At 62.5% G+C, this 16,821-nt stretch carries 11 protein-coding genes, 1 other RNA gene and 1 pseudogene; 5 read left to right on the plus strand and 8 right to left on the minus strand.

From position 1 onward, the window contains the following. Position 1 precedes the first annotated feature (1 nt). The 5 genes from ABCR88_RS04230 to ABCR88_RS04250 all read left to right on the plus strand — a co-directional run bounded on the left by ABCR88_RS04230 (position 2) and on the right by ABCR88_RS04250 (position 7,379). Entirely contained in the window at positions 2–1,633 is a 1,632-nt protein-coding gene (locus tag ABCR88_RS04230) for an ABC transporter ATP-binding protein (protein ID WP_041115906.1), read from the plus strand. Between the two features lie 128 nt (positions 1,634–1,761). Next, entirely contained in the window at positions 1,762–3,042 is a 1,281-nt protein-coding gene (locus ABCR88_RS04235) for an OprD family porin (RefSeq protein ID WP_041115908.1), read from the plus strand. Positions 3,043–3,109: 67 nt separating this feature from the next. Then, entirely contained in the window at positions 3,110–4,624 is a 1,515-nt protein-coding gene (locus ABCR88_RS04240) for a serine hydrolase domain-containing protein (RefSeq protein WP_041115910.1), read from the plus strand. Beyond that, positions 4,621–5,946, plus strand: a complete 1,326-nt coding sequence (locus ABCR88_RS04245) for an aminotransferase class III-fold pyridoxal phosphate-dependent enzyme (protein ID WP_041115912.1) — start codon at positions 4,621–4,623, stop codon at positions 5,944–5,946. Before ABCR88_RS04240 ends, ABCR88_RS04245 begins: the two co-directional genes overlap by 4 nt. A gap of 14 nt (positions 5,947–5,960) precedes the next feature. Continuing rightward, positions 5,961–7,379: an aldehyde dehydrogenase family protein gene (locus tag ABCR88_RS04250; protein WP_041115914.1), complete on the plus strand. Its 1,419-nt coding sequence runs from the start codon at positions 5,961–5,963 to the stop codon at positions 7,377–7,379. Between the two features lie 139 nt (positions 7,380–7,518). On the opposite strand, the pseudogene ABCR88_RS04255 reads toward ABCR88_RS04250, so the two are convergent. From ABCR88_RS04255 to ABCR88_RS04290, 8 genes and pseudogenes are all read right to left on the minus strand, one after another. After that, a pseudogene (locus tag ABCR88_RS04255) lies at positions 7,519–7,878 on the minus strand (integrase arm-type DNA-binding domain-containing protein); the annotation flags it as partial. A gap of 186 nt (positions 7,879–8,064) precedes the next feature. After that, positions 8,065–8,458: a transfer-messenger RNA gene (gene ssrA, locus ABCR88_RS04260) on the minus strand. Between the two features lie 88 nt (positions 8,459–8,546). After that, positions 8,547–8,834 (minus strand): hypothetical protein, encoded by a 288-nt coding sequence (locus ABCR88_RS04265; RefSeq protein WP_041115918.1) that lies wholly within the window; start codon positions 8,832–8,834, stop codon positions 8,547–8,549. 213 nt (positions 8,835–9,047) lie between these two features. Continuing rightward, positions 9,048–11,858, minus strand: coding sequence for an FAD-binding and (Fe-S)-binding domain-containing protein (locus ABCR88_RS04270; protein ID WP_041115920.1), 2,811 nt, complete (start codon positions 11,856–11,858; stop codon positions 9,048–9,050). Then, on the minus strand, positions 11,855–12,526 hold the full coding sequence (locus ABCR88_RS04275; protein WP_041115922.1) for a lactate utilization protein C: 672 nt from the start codon (positions 12,524–12,526) through the stop codon (positions 11,855–11,857). Before ABCR88_RS04275 ends, ABCR88_RS04270 begins: the two co-directional genes overlap by 4 nt. Then, a complete protein-coding gene (locus tag ABCR88_RS04280; RefSeq protein ID WP_041115924.1) occupies positions 12,526–13,980 on the minus strand; it encodes a LutB/LldF family L-lactate oxidation iron-sulfur protein in 1,455 nt (484 codons plus the stop codon). Before ABCR88_RS04280 ends, ABCR88_RS04275 begins: the two co-directional genes overlap by 1 nt. Beyond that, positions 13,977–14,801, minus strand: a complete 825-nt coding sequence (locus tag ABCR88_RS04285) for a (Fe-S)-binding protein (RefSeq protein ID WP_015634106.1) — start codon at positions 14,799–14,801, stop codon at positions 13,977–13,979. Before ABCR88_RS04285 ends, ABCR88_RS04280 begins: the two co-directional genes overlap by 4 nt. Before the next feature lie 151 nt (positions 14,802–14,952). Next, a complete protein-coding gene (locus ABCR88_RS04290) occupies positions 14,953–16,647 on the minus strand; it encodes a lactate permease LctP family transporter (RefSeq protein ID WP_015634107.1) in 1,695 nt (564 codons plus the stop codon). Positions 16,648–16,821: the final 174 nt, after the last annotated feature.

Raw genomic sequence — 16,821 nt, forward strand, 5'->3', positions numbered from 1 at the left:
CATGAGCGCTCCAGTGCCATTACTGGCCGTTGAAAATCTACAGATTCGCGTCGGTGCGGACGGCCCCCTGGCCGTCGATGATTTCAGCTTCACCATGGCTCCTGGCGAGATCGTCGCGCTGGTAGGCGAATCGGGAAGCGGCAAGACCATGGCCGCGCGCGCTGCCATTGGCTTGCTGCCGGCACCGATGCAGGTGTGTGGTGGGCGCATTATGTTCCAGGGCGAACCGCTGGACAGCGGCAATGCCAAGGCGATGCGTGAAGTGCGCGGTGCGCGGATCGGCATGGTGTTCCAGGAACCAATGGTCTCGCTCAACCCCGCGCTGACGATTGGCCGGCAGATGAGCGAGGCGCTCAAACTGCATACCACGCTGGATGCGGCGACGATCCGCGAACGCTGCAGCGCCATGCTGCAACGCATCGGTATCAAGGATGCCGAGAAATGCCTGGGGTCCTACCCGCACCAGTTCTCCGGCGGTATGCGCCAACGCATCATGCTGGCCTCGGTGATGTTGCTGCGTCCGGCGCTGCTGATCGCTGACGAGCCAACCACAGCGCTCGATTGCCTGGCTCAACTGGACGTGATCGAGTTGATGCTGGAGCTGACGCGCGAACAAGGCACTGCGATTTTGTTCATCAGCCACGACCTGTCCCTGGTGGCGCGTTATGCCCACAAGGTGGTGGTGATGCGTGCGGGCAAGGCGGTGGAGCAGGGCCGTATCGAAGACATCCTGTTCGCGCCGAAGGCCGACTACACCCGGCAGCTACTTGAAGCGCTGCCACGGCGAGGCGAGCTGGTGCCGTTGCCGGCGGCCGATCATGCGCTGTTGCAGGTCCGGGATGTATGCATCGAACACCCGGGGCCGCGCAGTTTCTGGGGGCGCAGCGTGCCCAAGCGCGTGGTGCATTCGGTCAATCTGAGCATCGCACCGGGTGAGACCTTGGCCTTGGTCGGTGGCAGCGGCTCGGGCAAAACCACCCTTGGGCGGGCCGTGGTCGGGTTGGTCACGCCATGCGCCGGGGCCATCCTGTTCCAGGGCGTGGATATCCTCAAGGCCGCCAACCGCGCACACCGCCTGCAATGCCAGATGATTTTCCAGGACCCGTACTCTTCCCTCGACCCACGCATGACCGTCGGCCAGATCATTGCCGAGCCGCTGCGCCATGAGCCGGGGCTGACGGCCACGCAAAAACGCCAACGGGTCACCGAGACCCTGATTGACGTCGGCTTGCCCGAGCAGTTCCGTGAGCGCTTTGCCCATCAACTCTCCGGTGGCCAGCGCCAGCGCGTGGCGATTGGCCGGGCGCTGGTGAGGCGGCCCAAGCTGGTGATTGCCGACGAGCCGATTTCGGCGTTGGACATGACCATTCAAAAGCAGATTCTTGAGTTGTTCGAGCGCTTGCAACGCCAATACGGGTTCGCCTGCCTGTTCATCTCCCACGACCTGTCGGCAGTGGAACGCATCGCTCATCGCGTGGCGGTGATGAACCAGGGGGAAGTGGTCGAAATGGGGCCGCGCGACACCCTTTTCGACACCCCGCAACATCCCTATACCCGCCGGCTGCTCGCAGCGGCCAGCCCCTTGGAGAAACGTGCGGATGGCAGTTACCGCCTCCGCGCCGGTGTGATTTAGGTACTGCTGCACCCCAGGCCACGTGTTGAGACCAAACCTTTGTCAATCGGTGATTGGCGAAGCGGGCGAAGCCATGGCCGAAGAAAACAAAAACAACCCTACTCAACCTGTCTGCCAGGAACCTACGCATGAATAACCGCATCAACAAAGTTGTCACCAGTGCCAGCGCCATGGGCGTCGGTTTCATGCCCTTGTTTGCCCAGGCCGACTTTGTCGCCGACAGCAAGGCCTCGCTTGAATTGAAGAACTATTACTTCAACCGCGACTACCGCGAGTCCAGCGGGCAGAACAAGCGCGCCGAATGGGCGCAGGGGTTTATTCTCGATCTCAAATCGGGCTTTACCGACGGCACGCTGGGTTTTGGCCTGGACGCGGTCGGCATGCTGGGCGTGAAGCTCGATTCGAGCCCGGATAACTCCGGCACCGGGCTGCTGGCGCGCTCAAGTTCGGCCGAGCCTGGCTCTCCCAGCTATGCACGCCGTGCCCATGACAATTACTCCAAACTCGGCATCACCGGTAAGGCGCGCATGGCCAAAAGCGAGTTGCGAGTGGGCTACATGGTGCCGGACCTGCCCACCCTGCAACCCAACCTCAGCCGGCTGTTTCCGCAGAGTTTCAGTGGCACAGCATTCACCTCCAAGGACATCGACAATCTGACCCTGAGCGTGGGCCAGCTGGACCAGGTCAAGCAACGCGACTCGACCCACTACGAGGACATGGGCCTTACCAGCCAATACGGCGCCTACAAAAGCAGCGCCAAAAGTGATGAGTTTCGCTACGCCGGCGGCGAGTACAAGCTCACGCCAACCACGGTCGTGACCTATCAGTACGCGCAACTGGAAAGCCTCTACCAACAGCACTACCTGGGTTTGAAAAATAGCTTCAAGTGGGGCCCCGGTACGATCAAGACCGACATTCGTTACTTCAATGCCAGTGAAGACGCCGCGGCCCTGGCCGGCAAGGTGGATAACCGTGCGTTGAGTACGCGCATCGGCTACAGCCTCTATGGCCACAACTTCAGCGGCGGTTACCAGGAACAGTACGGCTCGACGCCGTTCACCTACGTGGACGGCACGAACACCTACCTGTTCACCGAGTACCAACTGGCTAACTTCTCCCAGACCGGCGAGCGCGTGTGGCATGCCCGCTATGACTATGACTTCGCCTCGCTGGGCCTGCCGGGCCTGCTGTTCTCGACGCGTTATGCCAAGGGCGACAACGCCAAGGTCATCGGCTTCAAGGGCGAAGGGCGTGAGTGGGAGCGCGATTTCACCCTTGGCTACGTGGTGCAAAGCGGCATGTTCAAGGATGTGTCGCTGCGTTGGCAGAACGCCAGCGCCACCAGCAACTTCACCCGTGACACCAACGAAAACCGAGTGATCCTGGGTTACACCGTAGCGCTCTGGTAGCAGTAACGGCTTGCAACAGAGTCAGCCTGTTGCACGCCAAGGCAGTTGAAATGAGGGGATAGATCAGATGACAAGTTTGCCGTTGCGACGGGCACTGCCCAGCCAACAACGCGTATCGGCGCGTGGCGTGAGTGATTTCATTGGTGCGGTGAACGCTGCAGGCCTGGAGTTGCACAGTTTCATGCTGTACCGCGACGGTGCGGTGGTGGCCGAAGCGTTTTGGGCGCCTTATCGCGCCGAGCGCTTGCATGTTCAACATTCGGTCACCAAAAGCTGGGTATCCATGGCCATCGGGCTGTTGGTGGATGACGGCGTGCTGTCGCTGGACGCCAAGGTGGTGGACTTTTTTGCTGCAGATTGCCCGTCACCCATCAGCGCCAATCTGGCAGCCATGACCGTGGGCGATTTGCTGACCATGCGCACCGGCCATCGCCAGGGCATTTCCGGCGGCGCCTGGCGTGGGCGCAGTGAAAGCTGGGTCAAGCTGTTTCTCGATGAACCGGTTGAAGACCCACCAGGGCAGCAGTTTATCTACAGCAGCGCCTCGAGTTTCATGCTCTCGGCGATTGTCAGCGTGGTCAGCGGCCAGACGGCCTTTGAGTTGTGCAACGCACGTATTTTCCAACCCATGGCAATGGGTACCATCGAATGGGACCTTGCACCTGGCGGCTTCAACACTGGCGGCAATGGCCTGAGTTGCAGCACCGAGGACTTGCTCAAGTTCGGTGTGCTGCACTTGCAACAAGGCAACTGGGAAGGACAGCAGTTGCTGTCCCGGGAGTGGGTGGCCGAAGCCACCCGCGGGCATGTCGATGATGTATGGATGGGGGCCTTCGACGGCAAGCGCTACCAGGGTCGCGACTCGAGTGAGGCAGGTGCCACGCGCCGCGAAGGCTATGGCTACCAGTGGTGGATGACCCTGCACGGTGGCTACTACGCCTCCGGGGTATTTGGCCAGCAATGCATCGTCTTGCCACGCCATAACGCGGTGATTGCGTTTACCGCCGGGCTGCCCCTGGGCGAGCGGCGCTTGCACAGCCTGCTCTGGGAGCATCTTTTGCCGGCGCTGGGCGTGCCCGCCGACGGCGCGGCGGATGCCGAATTGGCGGCGCTGTTGGCAAGCCAGCGGCTACCGCTCCTCTCAGGGGCGTCGACATCGCCGCGCCACGCTGAGTTCAACGGCACGTTTGTGATGGAGGCCAACGACGATCAAGTCAGCGAAATACGCTTGGTGCTTGGCGCTGACCATTGCGACTTCTACCTCACCGACCCCCGTGGCACCCACTGCATTCGCGCCGGGCTGGCCGACGGCATTGAAAGCCGGACCAGCATGACCGGCCATTATCTGCACCACCAATACCAGCCGGAACTCACTCCGGTGGTGGCACAGGCGCGCTGGACCGACGACGGGGCATTAAGCATGACCTGGCAGTTTGTCGAGATGGCGTTTTGTGACCGTGTCAGCTGCCGCATTGAACGCGGCATGTTGTACCTGGACCGCAGCGTCAACGTTAACGCAGGCCCGTTGCAGCGCCCGACGCTGACCGGCCATCGAAGAACAGTTTTGCAGGAGTCGCTATGAACGATAGTTCCCACCCTACAGGTTCCGAGTGCGGCGCGTTCTGGGCGCCGTTTACCCCTATGCGCCAGTTTCAGCAGCAACCGATGATGTTCGCCAGTGCTGACGGCATGTACTACACCACCACCGATGGGCGTCGTGTACTCGATGCAATGGCGGGCCTCTGGTGTGTCAATGCCGGGCATGGCCAGCCGAAAATCGTCGAGGCCATTCGCGAGGCGGCAGGACGCCTGGACTTTGTCTCGTCATTCAAGATGAGCCACCCCCATGCTCTGGAGATGGCCGAGCGCCTGATCGACATCAGCCCGGCCGGTATGGAGCAGGTGTTCTTTACCAACTCAGGTTCCGAGGCCGTCGACACCGCATTGAAGATTGCCCGGGCGTATCACCAGGCCCGCGGCGACAGCCGCCGTACCAAGTTTATCGGGCGTGCCAAGGGCTATCACGGCATGGGTTTCGGTGGGCTGTCGGTGTCGGGTATCGGCCGGCAGAAGCGTGACTTCGGTCCGCTGTTGGGCGAGGTGTCTCACCTGCCGCTGCCTTACGACGCGGGTATGCGTTTCAGTGCTGGGCAACCGCAGCAGGGTGAACGGTACGCCGAAGCGCTGACACAACTGCTGGACATTCAGGATCCGAGCACCGTGGCGGCAGTGATCGTGGAGCCGGTGACAGGCTCCGGAGGGGTTTACCCGCCGCCCCGGGGATATCTGCAACGCTTGCGCGAACTCTGCACCCGACACGGCGTGCTGCTGATTTTCGACGAAGTGATCACAGGATTTGGCCGTGTTGGCGAAAGCTTCGCCGCCCAGGCGTTTGGCGTAACGCCAGACCTGATCACCACCGCTAAAGGTCTGACCAACGGCGCCGTGCCCATGGGCGGCGTACTGGTTAGCGGTGCGGTATACGAAGCGTTCATGGCCGGGCCGGCGAACGTTATCGAGCTGATGCACGGCTATACCTATTCGGCGCATCCGCTGGCGTGTGCAGCCGGGCTGGCGACCATCGAGGTGCATCGTGAACTGGGCATCAATCAACACGTCAACGCGGTCAGTGGGCCCTGGCAGTCGGCCGCGCTGGCGCTGCGGGGTGTGGGGCCGGTGCTGGACGTACGCACCATCGGTTTGCTTGGCGCCGTCGAACTCGAGCCGCGCCCTGGCGCCGCCGGCGCGCGTGGCAGTGAGGTGGCGCAGTGGTGCTTTGAGCACGGGGTACTGGTGCGCGGTTCGGGCGACACCATCGTGATTTCACCGCCGTTGGTGATCAGCCAGCAGGAGATCGCCCAGGTGTTCGACACCTTGGCGCGAGCCTTGAGTCAGGTGACCTGAAGGGAGTCGAGGGTATGTCCGATTTGTTTGAGTTCTACATTGACGGCGGCTGGGTCAAACCCCACGGCGAAACCGTCGAGACAGTGGTCAATCCGTCCACCGAGCAGGGGATCGCGCGCATCATTCTGGGCGACACTCATGATGTAGACCGTGCGCTCGACGCGGCCCGACGGGCCTTTCCGGCGTTCGCTGCGAGTTCGCTCGAGGCACGTATCGACTTGCTGCAGCGCATCATCGAAGCCTACAAACGCCATAGCGAGGCGTTGATCGAGGCGGTTCATCTGGAGATGGGGGCGCCACTGTCCCTGGCCCGGAGCGCTCATGTCCCGGCAGGCCTGGGCCATCTGGCGCAGGCGCTGGAAGTGCTGCGCGAGTACCGCTTCGAACGGCGCCTGGGCCAGTCGCTGGTGGTGCGTGAGCCTATCGGCGTGTGCGCGCTGATCACCCCCTGGAACTGGCCACTCAATCAACTCATCTGCAAGCTCGCACCCGCCCTGGCGGTGGGCTGCACCGTCGTACTCAAGCCCAGTGAGTGTGCGCCGTTGTCGGCGCATATCGTCGCGCAGATCCTGCATGAGGCCCGGGTGCCGAAGGGGGTGTTCAACCTGGTCAACGGTAATGGGCCCGTTGTTGGGGCTGCGCTGGCCAGCCATGTCGAGGTGGATATGGTGTCGTTTACCGGCTCGACCCGCGCCGGCATCGCAGTGGCCAAGGCGGCAGCCGATACAGTGAAGCGTGTGTCCCAGGAACTGGGCGGCAAATCCGCGAATATCCTGCTCGACGATGCCTGCCTGCCTAGCGCGGTGCGCCACGGGGTGCAGGCCTGTATTCGCAATAGCGGCCAGTCGTGCAATGCGCCGACACGCCTGCTAGTACCGCGCGAGCAGCAACTGGCGGTGATTGATATCGTTCGGGAAGTCCTGGCGCAGGTGTGCTTCGACGACAGTAACCCCACCTCTGCCATCGGTCCCGTGGCCAATGCCCTGCAATTCGAACGGGTACAGACCATGATCGCCCAGGCCATCGCCGAGGGTTCGCGCTTGATCGCCGGAGGGCTGGGACGACCACAAGGGATTGAGCGCGGCTACTACGTGCAACCTACGGTATTTGCCGACGTCACCCCGGACATGCTCGTGGCGCGGGAAGAGATCTTCGGTCCGGTCCTGGCGATCATGCCGTACGACAGCGAAGCCGAAGCGATAGCTATTGCCAACGATAGCCCTTATGGCTTGTCAGGTTACGTCACCTCGGCCAGCCTCGAACGCAGCCGCGGGGTTGCGCGGCAATTGCGTACCGGCATGGTCCATCTCAATGGCGCGCGGGCCGACCAGGCCGCGCCGTTTGGCGGCTATAAACAGTCGGGTAATGGGCGTGAGTGGGGGGAGTTGGGGTTTGAGGAGTACCTGGAGAGCAAGTCGCTGTTTGGGTACTAACGGCTTCAGAGGTGCGCCATGGGGCGACAGATAAATCAATGGCCGCTTTGCCGCGCTGGTTGGTGTCCACAGGTGAACAAAGTCGGCCGCGCCGGCGGCAAAGCCGAAGGTTTTGTTCTCGGTCTGGAATCCGCCAATTGGTTATGGCGTCTTTCTTCAGCACGAACCAGGCCGTGGCCACCTTCTCGAAAGTGTGTTCAGTCTCAGCCAGTCTGGCTTGCCTTATCTCATCTCGCCAGGTTTTGGGATCAGTGCCCAAAGCGAGCAACTCACGCGCCTCTGCGGCTTTCTTCCGGGCGTTGGCCCGCGAGAGGTCGAGGTATGGACCAAGCGCCATGTTGATACGGCTTCTGATCAACGGCTCGCGGTAATTGAAATTCCACATCATCGAGCCGCTGGCGCGTACTCGAACCTGCAAGCCATTGCCGTCGCTGAGGACGAAGTCTTTACCCGTTGCCTTGAGCTGGCGATCGCAGAGGCGGGTTGCGCCAGCAGGCATGTGGGCTGCTTTGAGCAGCATTTTGGGATCCTGGAAATGGCATTTGATATTCCGGGATACCGCCCGGGATATCCAAGCGCCTGGAAGTCAGAAATCCTCAAAAGCCCCAAGAAACGCTGAGACTTCGGTATTCACTGGATTTCAGGCACAAAAAAAGACGTCCGTGGACGTCTTTTCTTGTTGAGTTGGTGGAGCCGGGGGGATTTGAACCCCCGTCCGCCAGTACTCCGCTGTCGGTACTACATGCTTAGCCGTGTCTATTGAGTTAACCCTCAGCGACCCGACGGGCAGGGTGCTTTGGGCGAGTTGTGTAAGTTTTAGCCGCTTCGTCCACAACGTACTGCACGGCGATTCTGTTCTATATGACAATCATTTTGGGTTTACAGACATCCCCTGATGATTGCTGGACCCGAAGGTACCAGGGGGGAAGGGCTAAGGCTGCTTACGCAGCGAGAGCGTAATCCCCGTAGGTTTCGTCATTGGCAACTATAGGAAGTTGCAACAGTGGATTTACGAGTTCTGTTACCAACTCGGCATGCACCTAAAGTTTCGCAACCGGCGTCGAATCCTAAACGGCCCCGAACCTGTTGTGCATTACCAACAGGTGGGCGGAGTTTACGCTAACCGAGGCCAGAAGGCCAACCCGAAGGTTGGCCCAATGCATTGGCCTACTGATCGCCCTTGGTGTTGTTCTGCAATTGCTGGATCGCCTGGGTGGTCAGGGAGATGCAGTTCTTGGTGCCTTCCTCGGTGCCTTTGGCGTGTTCGGCGGTGGCTTGCTGGACCTTGGCGTCGATGTCGCTGCTCAGGTCCGAGCTCATGACTTCGGTGCTGACTTTGGCATCCTTGATCTTTTGCAGGTTGATCTGGCACAGGTCCTCTTGCCCGGCGGCAAAAACCGGGGAGGCCAGCATCGCGGCGGTGATGAACAGTCCAGCCAGTGCAGAACGCTTCATGGTTATCTCCTTGATCGCAGGGGCTCGGTGCCTCCGGTCAACGGGGCAGGCTGCCGAGTGGGGCTAAGCCCTTTGTTGCGGGCCTAGAAAATGGACTCTAGCCGCGCGCCGGGGTTCTGTTTTTTTTTGCGATGAAATGGAAAAGCCATGGGCGCCTTGCGCCAGGCACAAAAAAAGGGGCGAAAACGCCCCTTGATTGCCCGGTTCGATGGCTCAGACCGCCTTGGCCCGGGTGACTCGATCCACCAGGTAAACCAGCCCGTGATAGTCGATCCCGCCATGCTGGCTGAGGCCGATTTCACAGGTGCGGCTGGTGGAGATGCCTTCGCTGCAATACTGCACCGCGTCCTTCAGGCTGCGCAGGGAGTGGGCATTGAGTTCCGGGGTGGTGAAACCCTTGTCGCCGGCGAAACCACAGCAATGGATGCCTTCGGGGATCACCACGTTGTTGCTGCAACGCCGGGCCAGTTCGATCAGCGCCTGGCTCTCGCCCAGGTGCTGGGTGCTGCAGGTGACGTGCACCGCGATCGGCGCTTCCTGCGGCGTGAACTCCAGGCGCTCCAGCAGGTGGGTGCGGATGAAGCGCACCGGGTCGTAGAGGTCCAGGCGTACATCCCCCAGGTCCTGTACCAGGCGCAGGGTGCAGGGGCTGGTGTCGCAGTAGATCGGGTCGAGGCCGCCCCGGCTGGCGTGGAGCAGGGCGCCGATCAGTTCCTGGCGCTTGTCCTCGGCCTGGGTGGCGTAGCCCTTGGAGGCAAATGGCTGGCCGCAGCAGAGGTTGTCCAGGTTGTCCGGCAGCACTACTTGATAACCGGCCTTCTCCAGCAGGCCGCGGGTTTTCTCGTAGAGCGAGCTTTGCTCCTTGTCGCCCGCCGCTGGCCCCATGACCCGGGACACACAGGCCGCCAGGTACACCACCCGCGGGCGCGAATCGCTCACAGCCGGGCTGAAGCGGATGGCCTTTTCCGGCTGGGGCATGGCGCTGCTCCACTGCGGCACCTGGCCTTTGGACAGGCGCGTCAGGCTCGCCGACAGCTTGCTCAGGCGCGGAGCGCCCAGGAGCATGCGCGCGCCGTTGGCCACGTGCAGGGTGAAGCGGGCGCCCTGCAAGGTGGTGGCGAAGTGCGAGCCGAGCCAGTCGGCGGTGCCGTTATGGGTGGCGTGTTCACTGCGCAGTTTCTTCACCAGCTCGCCGGTGTTGATGCCCACCGGGCAGCGCTGGGCGCACAGGCCGGTGGCGGCGCAGGTGTCGATGCCCTGGTACTGATAGGCCGCTTCCAGTTCTGTGGTGTCGATGCCGGCCCGTTTGCGTGCCTGGATATCACGCCAGATGACGATGCGCTGGCGCGGGCTCAGGGTCAGCCCCTTGGACGGGCACACCGGCTCGCAGAAGCCGCACTCGATGCACTTATCCACAATCTCGTCGGCCGCCGGCAGTGGCTTGAGGTGCTTGAGGTGGATCTGCGGGTCTTCGCTGAGCACCACGTCCGGGTTGAGGATGTTGCTGGGGTCCAGCAGGCGCTTGAGCTGCCACATCAGCTGGTAGGCATCGCTGCCCCATTCCAGCTCGACGAAGGGTGCCATGTTGCGCCCAGTGCCGTGCTCGGCCTTCAGCGAACCGCCGAATTCCACCGCCACCAGTTGCGCCACGTCGTCCATGAACGCCTGGTAGCGGTTCACTTCCTCGCTGCTGTTGAAGCCCTGGGTGAAGACGAAGTGCAGGTTGCCCTCCAGGGCGTGGCCGAACAGGATCGCTTCGTCGTAGTGGTGCTTGTCGAACAGCTCGATCAGGCGGTTGACGCCGATGGCCAGCTGTTCCACGGGGAAGGTCACGTCTTCGATGATCACCGTGGTGCCGGTCTTGCGCACCGCGCCTACCGCCGGGAAGGTGTCCTTGCGGATCGCCCAGAGCTTGGCGTTTTCCTGCGGGTCTTCAGTGAAGTCGACCTGCTTTTCCACCGGGAAGGCGGCCAGGGAACTCATGATCTGCGCCAGTTGCTCTTGCAGCAGTGATGAGGACGCGGCGCGGGACTCGATCAGCAGCGCGCAGGCATTGGCCGAGAGCTGCTGGACGAACGCTGGCATGCCGGGCTTGTCCTGCACCGAGCGCAGGCTGCGGCGATCCAGCAGTTCCACCGCCGACACCGGCTGGCTCTTGAGCACGGTCACCGCGTTGCAGCAGGTGTCCACATCGGGAAAGACGATCAGCGCCGACGCCTTGTTCGGGTGGTCGATCACCGTGTCGTAGGTCACCGCGCTGATAAAGCCCAGGGTGCCCTCGGAGCCCACCAGCAGGTGGCTGAGGATATCCAGCGGCTCGTCGAAGTCCACCAGGGCATTGAGGGACAGGCCGGTGGTGTTTTTCAGCCGATATTTGTGGCGGATCTTCGCCGCCAGTTCGCTGTTGGCGCGGGTGCTGCGGCCCAGCTCGGCCAGGCGCTCCAGCAACGGACCATGGCTGGCGCGGAAGGCCGCGACGCTGGCCTCATCCTCGGTATCCAGACGTGTGCCATCGGCCAGTACCAGGCGGATGCCGGCCAGGGTGTGGTAGGTGTTCTGCGCGGTACCGCAGCACATGCCGCTGGCATTGTTGGCGACGATGCCACCGATCTTGCAGGCGTTGATCGAGGCCGGATCGGGGCCGATCTTGCGCCCGAAAGGTGCCAGCCAGGCATTGGCCTGGGCGCCGATCACACCAGGCTGCAGGCGGATCTGCGAACCCTGGTGGCGAATCTCCTTGCCGTTCCAGTTATCCCCCAGAACGATCAGCACCGAGTCACTGATGGCCTGCCCGGAAAGGCTGGTGCCCGCCGCACGGAAGGTCACCGGCACCCGGTCGCGCTGGGCCAGCTGGAGCAGGGCGACCACTTCGTCTTCGGACTCGACGCGGATTACCAGCTTGGGGATCAGCCGGTAGAAGCTGGCGTCGGTGCCGAAGGCCAGGGTCGAGAGCGGGTCGTCGAAGCGCCGCTCCTGGGGGATCAGTTGCTGGGCATCACGCAGAAAAGCGGCCGGTAGGCTCATTGGTCCTCCAGGATCAGCACCACTAGGTCTTTCGGGCCGTGGGCGCCGTAAGCCAGGACTTGCTCGATATCAGCGGTCTTCGATGGGCCGGACACCAGCAGCGCGTTGGTCGGCATGCCGGCGGCCCAGTTCATCTGTTGCTGCACCTGATAGAAGTTGTCGCGGATCTCGCTGGCCTTGAGCAGGGCGAAATGCACCGGCGGCACCAGGCTCATCAGCCGCGGCTCTTCCCGGGTCGGCCAGAGGATCAGGCTGCCGGTGGCGGCGATGGCGCCCAGGGTGGTCGTGAGGCTGGCCGGGGTGTCGTTGAACAGCTCGGCTTTCCATTCTTCCACCGGGCGGTCGTAGGCCTTGAGCGCCGGCAGTTGCGGATGCTCGGCCCAGTACTGGGTGACCCGCTGGCCGTGGGGCGTGTTCGGGGCGATCAGCAGGCTGGGCAACTGGCGTTCCTGCAGCAGGCGGGCCAGCAGTTCAGGCCAACCGGCGCCGGTGCTCAGGTGGATTTCGGTGTGCACCGCTTCCATCTGTTTGCGCAGTTGCGGGATGCGTTGTTCCGCGCTGTAGCTGTAAGGTTCGGTGACCAGCGCCTCGTCGAAGTTATCCACAATCGGCGTGGTGCCGCGCAGGCTGTTGCGCAGCTTGGCGAGGATGTTGTGTTTCGCGCTCATCAGCGGTCTCCCTGCTTGTCCAGGTGCTCACGGGCCAGATCATGCAGCGACCGGGCGGCGGGTTTTGGCGCACTGTGGTTCTGCGTCCAGGGGCCGACCTTGCTCGGGGTGAGGGCGCGCAGCCGGGTGGCGGCCAGGGTGAACAGGCGATACAGGCGCGGTGAGCTGTTGAGTCGGGCCCAGGCGTTCCAGATGAACCGCTCCTTGCGCGAATACTTGCTGCCCTGGCCACGCATCACTTGATGTGGGCTGTCCGGGGCCTTGACGTTCTCTTCCCGCAGGCGCCGCAGCAGCGCCGGGATCGGGATCTTCACCGGGCAGACTTCGCCACAGGCACCGCACAGCGACGAGGCGCTGGGGTGATCCGGCACCTTGGCCAGGCCCACCATGTGCGGGGTGATGATCTTGCCGATGGGGCCCGGGTAGACCTCACCGTAGGTGTGGCCGCCGACCCGGGTGTAGACCGGGCAGTGGTTCATGCAGGCGCCGCAGCGGATGCAGTTCAGGGTCTGGCGCAGTTCGCTGTCGGCAAACGCCTGGCTGCGGCCGTTGTCCAGCAGCACCAAGTGCACTTCCTGGGGGCCGTCCAGCTCATGCTCTTTGCGCGGGCCGGAGATCATGTTGACGTAGGTGGTGATGGGCTGGCCCAGGGCCGAACGGGTCAGTAGCGAGAGCAGCGGCACCACGTCCCGCAGGTTCTCGACGACTTTCTCGATCCCGGTGACGGCGATGTGCACTGGCGGCACGGTGGTGGACATGCGCCCGTTGCCTTCGTTTTCCACCAGCAGCAGGGTGCCGGTCTCGGCCACGGCGAAATTGACGCCGGAGACGCCGATATCGGCTTCGAAGAATTTCTGCCGCAAGACCTTGCGACCGATCTGAATGAGTTGGTCAACGTCCTTGGTGTACTCCACGCCGAGTTTGTCGTGGAACAAGGACGCGACCTGACCGGCATTCTTGTGGATCGCCGGCATAATGATGTGTGAAGGCTTCTCGTGGTCGAGCTGGACGATGAACTCGCCCATGTCCGACTCAAGGCATTCAATGCCTTGTTCAGCGAGGACATGGTTCATTTCCATCTCTTCGCTGACCATCGATTTGCCCTTGATCACTTGCCGCGCCTCGTGAGCGCGGATGATCGAGAGGACGATGCCATTGGCTTCGTCCACCGTTTCCGCCCAGTGCACTGTCACACCGTTGCGGGTCAGGTTCTGTTCCAGGCGCTCGAGCAGGTCGGGCAGCTTGGATAACGCCCGGGCTCGAATCGCGTTGCCCAGGGCGCGCAGGTGTTCTCTTTCGTGGGCATCGCTGAACGAAGCCGCACGCTTGGCCATGAGTGAATCCATGGCACTGCGAAAGTTGTTTCGCAGTTGTTGGTCACCCAGGGCCTGGTGGGCCCGGGTGCGAAAATCGTCCGCCAGCGTCGTGGTCGGAATCAGCTCTGGGGTGCTCATTGTGCACCTCCAGTACGTTGCCAGAGGAAGCTCGCCAGGTGCTGGCCGCGCAATGCCTCTTGCTGTTTCTCCAGCGCGCCGTTGATGTTCATCAAGCAGCCGCAGTCGGCACTCAGCACCTGATGTGCGCCGGATTCCTTCAGCGCCCGGGTCTTGTCCGCGACCATGGCGCCGGAGATGTCCGGCATTCGGACGCTGAAAGTCCCGCCAAAGCCACAGCATTCGCTTTCGTGGCTGTGTTCTACCCGTTCCACATTGCTCAGCTGTGACAGCAACTCACGGCCGTGCAGGTGGGTGTTCATTTCCCGGCGTGCCGAGCACGAGGTGTGCAAGGCCACCTTGACCGGAGCGCCACTGTCCTTGAGCTGCACCTTGCACACGTGCAGGAGGAACTCGGCCAGTTCATAGGTGCGGGCGGCCAGGGCCTGCACTTGTTGCAACGTCTCGGGCTCGTCCTTGAACAAGTCCGCGTAATGCTCGCGCAGCATGCCCGCGCAGGAACCCGACGGCACCACCACCGGATAGTCGCCGGCAAACAGCGCCAGTTGCGAGCGGGCCACGGTGCGCGCCTGCTCGGTGTAACCCGAGGTGTAGGCCGGTTGTCCGCAGCAGCTTTGCCCTTGCGGGTACTCCACGCGAATGCCTTCGCGCTCCAGCAGGTGAATCGCGTCCATCCCGGCTTCGGGATAGAACAGGTCGACCACACAAGTGCCGAACAGGTAGACCCGCGACGGTTTCGCGCTGGGGTACTGCCGGGGTTCGGCCAGCGGCGGTGCGACACGGGTCGCATTGGGCACGGCGTTGTAGAAAAGCTCGCTCATCAGGCGTGTCTCCGGGTGGTCCCGGTTATTCGTCCGTCGAGGCGGCTGAAAGATAAACCAGCAAGCTTTCAGCAGCCTTGCAGACCGGGTGGTGAATGACTGACGCCGCGGGTGAGGGCGGCGTCGGTTCCATCGGTGTCGCAGGTGTTGCTTAGTGCACCAGCATGCCGGTGAACCAGTAGGCCTGGGCCAGGGTGATCAGACCGACAATAGTGGCAAAGAACAGACTGTGCTTGAGGGTGAAGCGGAACAGGTCCGATTCCTTGCCCACCAGGCCGGTGGCGGCGCAGGCCACGGCGATCGATTGCGGCGAGATCATTTTGCCGGTCACGCCGCCGCTGGTGTTGGCCGCGACCAGCAGGGTGTCATTGACCCCGATCTGGTGCGCGGTGGTGGCTTGCAGCGAGCTGAACAGAGCGTTGGACGAGGTATCGGAACCGGTGAGGAACACCCCGAGCCAGCCCAGGAACGGCGAGAAGAACGGGAATGCTGCCCCCGTCGCCGCCAGGACCAGGGCCATGGTCGAAGACATGCCCGAGTAGTTGGTGACGAAGGCGAACGCCAGCACCATGCCGATGGATAGGATCGGCCAGCGCAGCTCGTAGAAGGTCTCTTTCAAAGTGGTCAGACCAGTTTTGAAGTTGATCTTCAGCACCAGCATGGAGATCAGCGCGGAGAAGAAAATCGCCGTGCCAGTGGCGGAGATCGGGTCGAGCTTGAACACCGCCGGGATGGCCGTTGGCGTGGTCACGATCGGCGCCATCTTGATCACCAGCTGATCCAGATGCGGGATGGCGAAGTTGAACACCCAGCCGTACATCGAGCCGCCGGCGGCGAACATCGCCTTGAAGGGCTTGAGGGTCCAGATGGTCACCAGCACGGTGAGGATCAGGAACGGCGACCAGGCCTTGAAGATCTGGCCCAGGCTGTAGGGCGAGGCCTGGGTTTGGCGTGGCTGGCCGAAGCCACCGGCACTGGCGGTGATGGCCGCGCTGGAGGTGGCACCGGCGATCTGTGCACCGGCGGTGCGCTTGGGTTGCCAGATTTTCAGGAACAGGGTCAGGGAGATCAGGCTGGCCAGGGCCGAGGTGATGTCCGGCAGTTCCGGGCCGATGAAGTTCGAGGTGAAGTACTGGGTAATGGCAAAGCTCAGGCCAGCCACCAGGGCGGCGGGCCAGGTCTCTTTGACGCCGCGCATACCGTCCATCATGAACACCAGCCAGAACGGCACGAACAGCGACAGCAGCGGCAGTTGGCGGCCGGTCATGGCGCCGATCTTGAAGGCGTCGATGCCCGTCACCTGGCCGGCGACGATGATCGGAATCCCCAGGGCGCCGAAGGCCACGGGCGCGGTGTTGGCGATCAGGCACAGGCCGGCGGCGTACAGCGGGTTGAAGCCCAGGCCCACCAGCAGGGCGGCGGTGATCGCCACTGGCGCGCCAAAGCCGGCAGCCCCTTCAAGGAAGGCGCCGAAGCAGAAACCGATCAGCAGCACCTGCAGGCGCTGGTCGTCGGTGATCGACAGCACCGAGCTGCGGATGATTTCGAACTGGCCGCTCTTCACGGTCAGCTTGTAGAGGAAAACGGCGGCGACAATGATCCAGGCGATGGGCCACAGACCGTAGGCAAATCCATAGCCAGCGGCAGCGAGGGCCATGTCGGCGGGCATCTGGAAGGCGAAGATCGCCACCAGGATCGACAAGGCCAGGGTGATACTCCCGGCGACGTGTCCTTTGAGACGGAACACGGCCAGAGCCAGGAAGAAAAACACGATCGGGATGACGGCGGCGAGGGCGGACAGGCCGAGGCTGCCAAGCGGGCTATAGAGCTGTTGCCAGGTTTGCATAATGGGGTGGCCCCTAATTGTTGTTGGTCAGGCACTGCTAGCGTCTTGGTTAATTGGTAAGACCAATTTACAATCGCTGTTGGCTAGGGTAAAAGCCTTGTGCTCGGTGTGTCAATTTGCCGCCCTAAAACTTTTGTCGAATGCGCTATGGCGCGGGCATCTGATCGGTGCAAA

Source organism: Pseudomonas sp. W17 (assembly GCF_040268305.1).
GTDB lineage: Bacteria > Pseudomonadota > Gammaproteobacteria > Pseudomonadales > Pseudomonadaceae > Aquipseudomonas > Aquipseudomonas protegens.

Excerpts from the sequence above, each read along its gene's own strand:
- ABCR88_RS04230 (WP_041115906.1), top strand. The coding sequence starts at position 2 with ATGAGCGCTCCAGTGCCATTACTGGCCGTTGAAAATCTACAGATTCGC.
- ABCR88_RS04235 (WP_041115908.1), top strand. The coding sequence starts at position 1,762 with ATGAATAACCGCATCAACAAAGTTGTCACCAGTGCCAGCGCCATGGGC.
- ABCR88_RS04240 (WP_041115910.1), top strand. The coding sequence starts at position 3,110 with ATGACAAGTTTGCCGTTGCGACGGGCACTGCCCAGCCAACAACGCGTA.
- ABCR88_RS04245 (WP_041115912.1), top strand. The coding sequence starts at position 4,621 with ATGAACGATAGTTCCCACCCTACAGGTTCCGAGTGCGGCGCGTTCTGG.
- ABCR88_RS04250 (WP_041115914.1), top strand. The coding sequence starts at position 5,961 with ATGTCCGATTTGTTTGAGTTCTACATTGACGGCGGCTGGGTCAAACCC.
- ABCR88_RS04265 (WP_041115918.1), bottom strand. The coding sequence starts at position 8,834 with ATGAAGCGTTCTGCACTGGCTGGACTGTTCATCACCGCCGCGATGCTG.
- ABCR88_RS04270 (WP_041115920.1), bottom strand. The coding sequence starts at position 11,858 with ATGAGCCTACCGGCCGCTTTTCTGCGTGATGCCCAGCAACTGATCCCC.
- ABCR88_RS04275 (WP_041115922.1), bottom strand. The coding sequence starts at position 12,526 with ATGAGCGCGAAACACAACATCCTCGCCAAGCTGCGCAACAGCCTGCGC.
- ABCR88_RS04280 (WP_041115924.1), bottom strand. The coding sequence starts at position 13,980 with ATGAGCACCCCAGAGCTGATTCCGACCACGACGCTGGCGGACGATTTT.
- ABCR88_RS04285 (WP_015634106.1), bottom strand. The coding sequence starts at position 14,801 with ATGAGCGAGCTTTTCTACAACGCCGTGCCCAATGCGACCCGTGTCGCA.
- ABCR88_RS04290 (WP_015634107.1), bottom strand. The coding sequence starts at position 16,647 with ATGCAAACCTGGCAACAGCTCTATAGCCCGCTTGGCAGCCTCGGCCTG.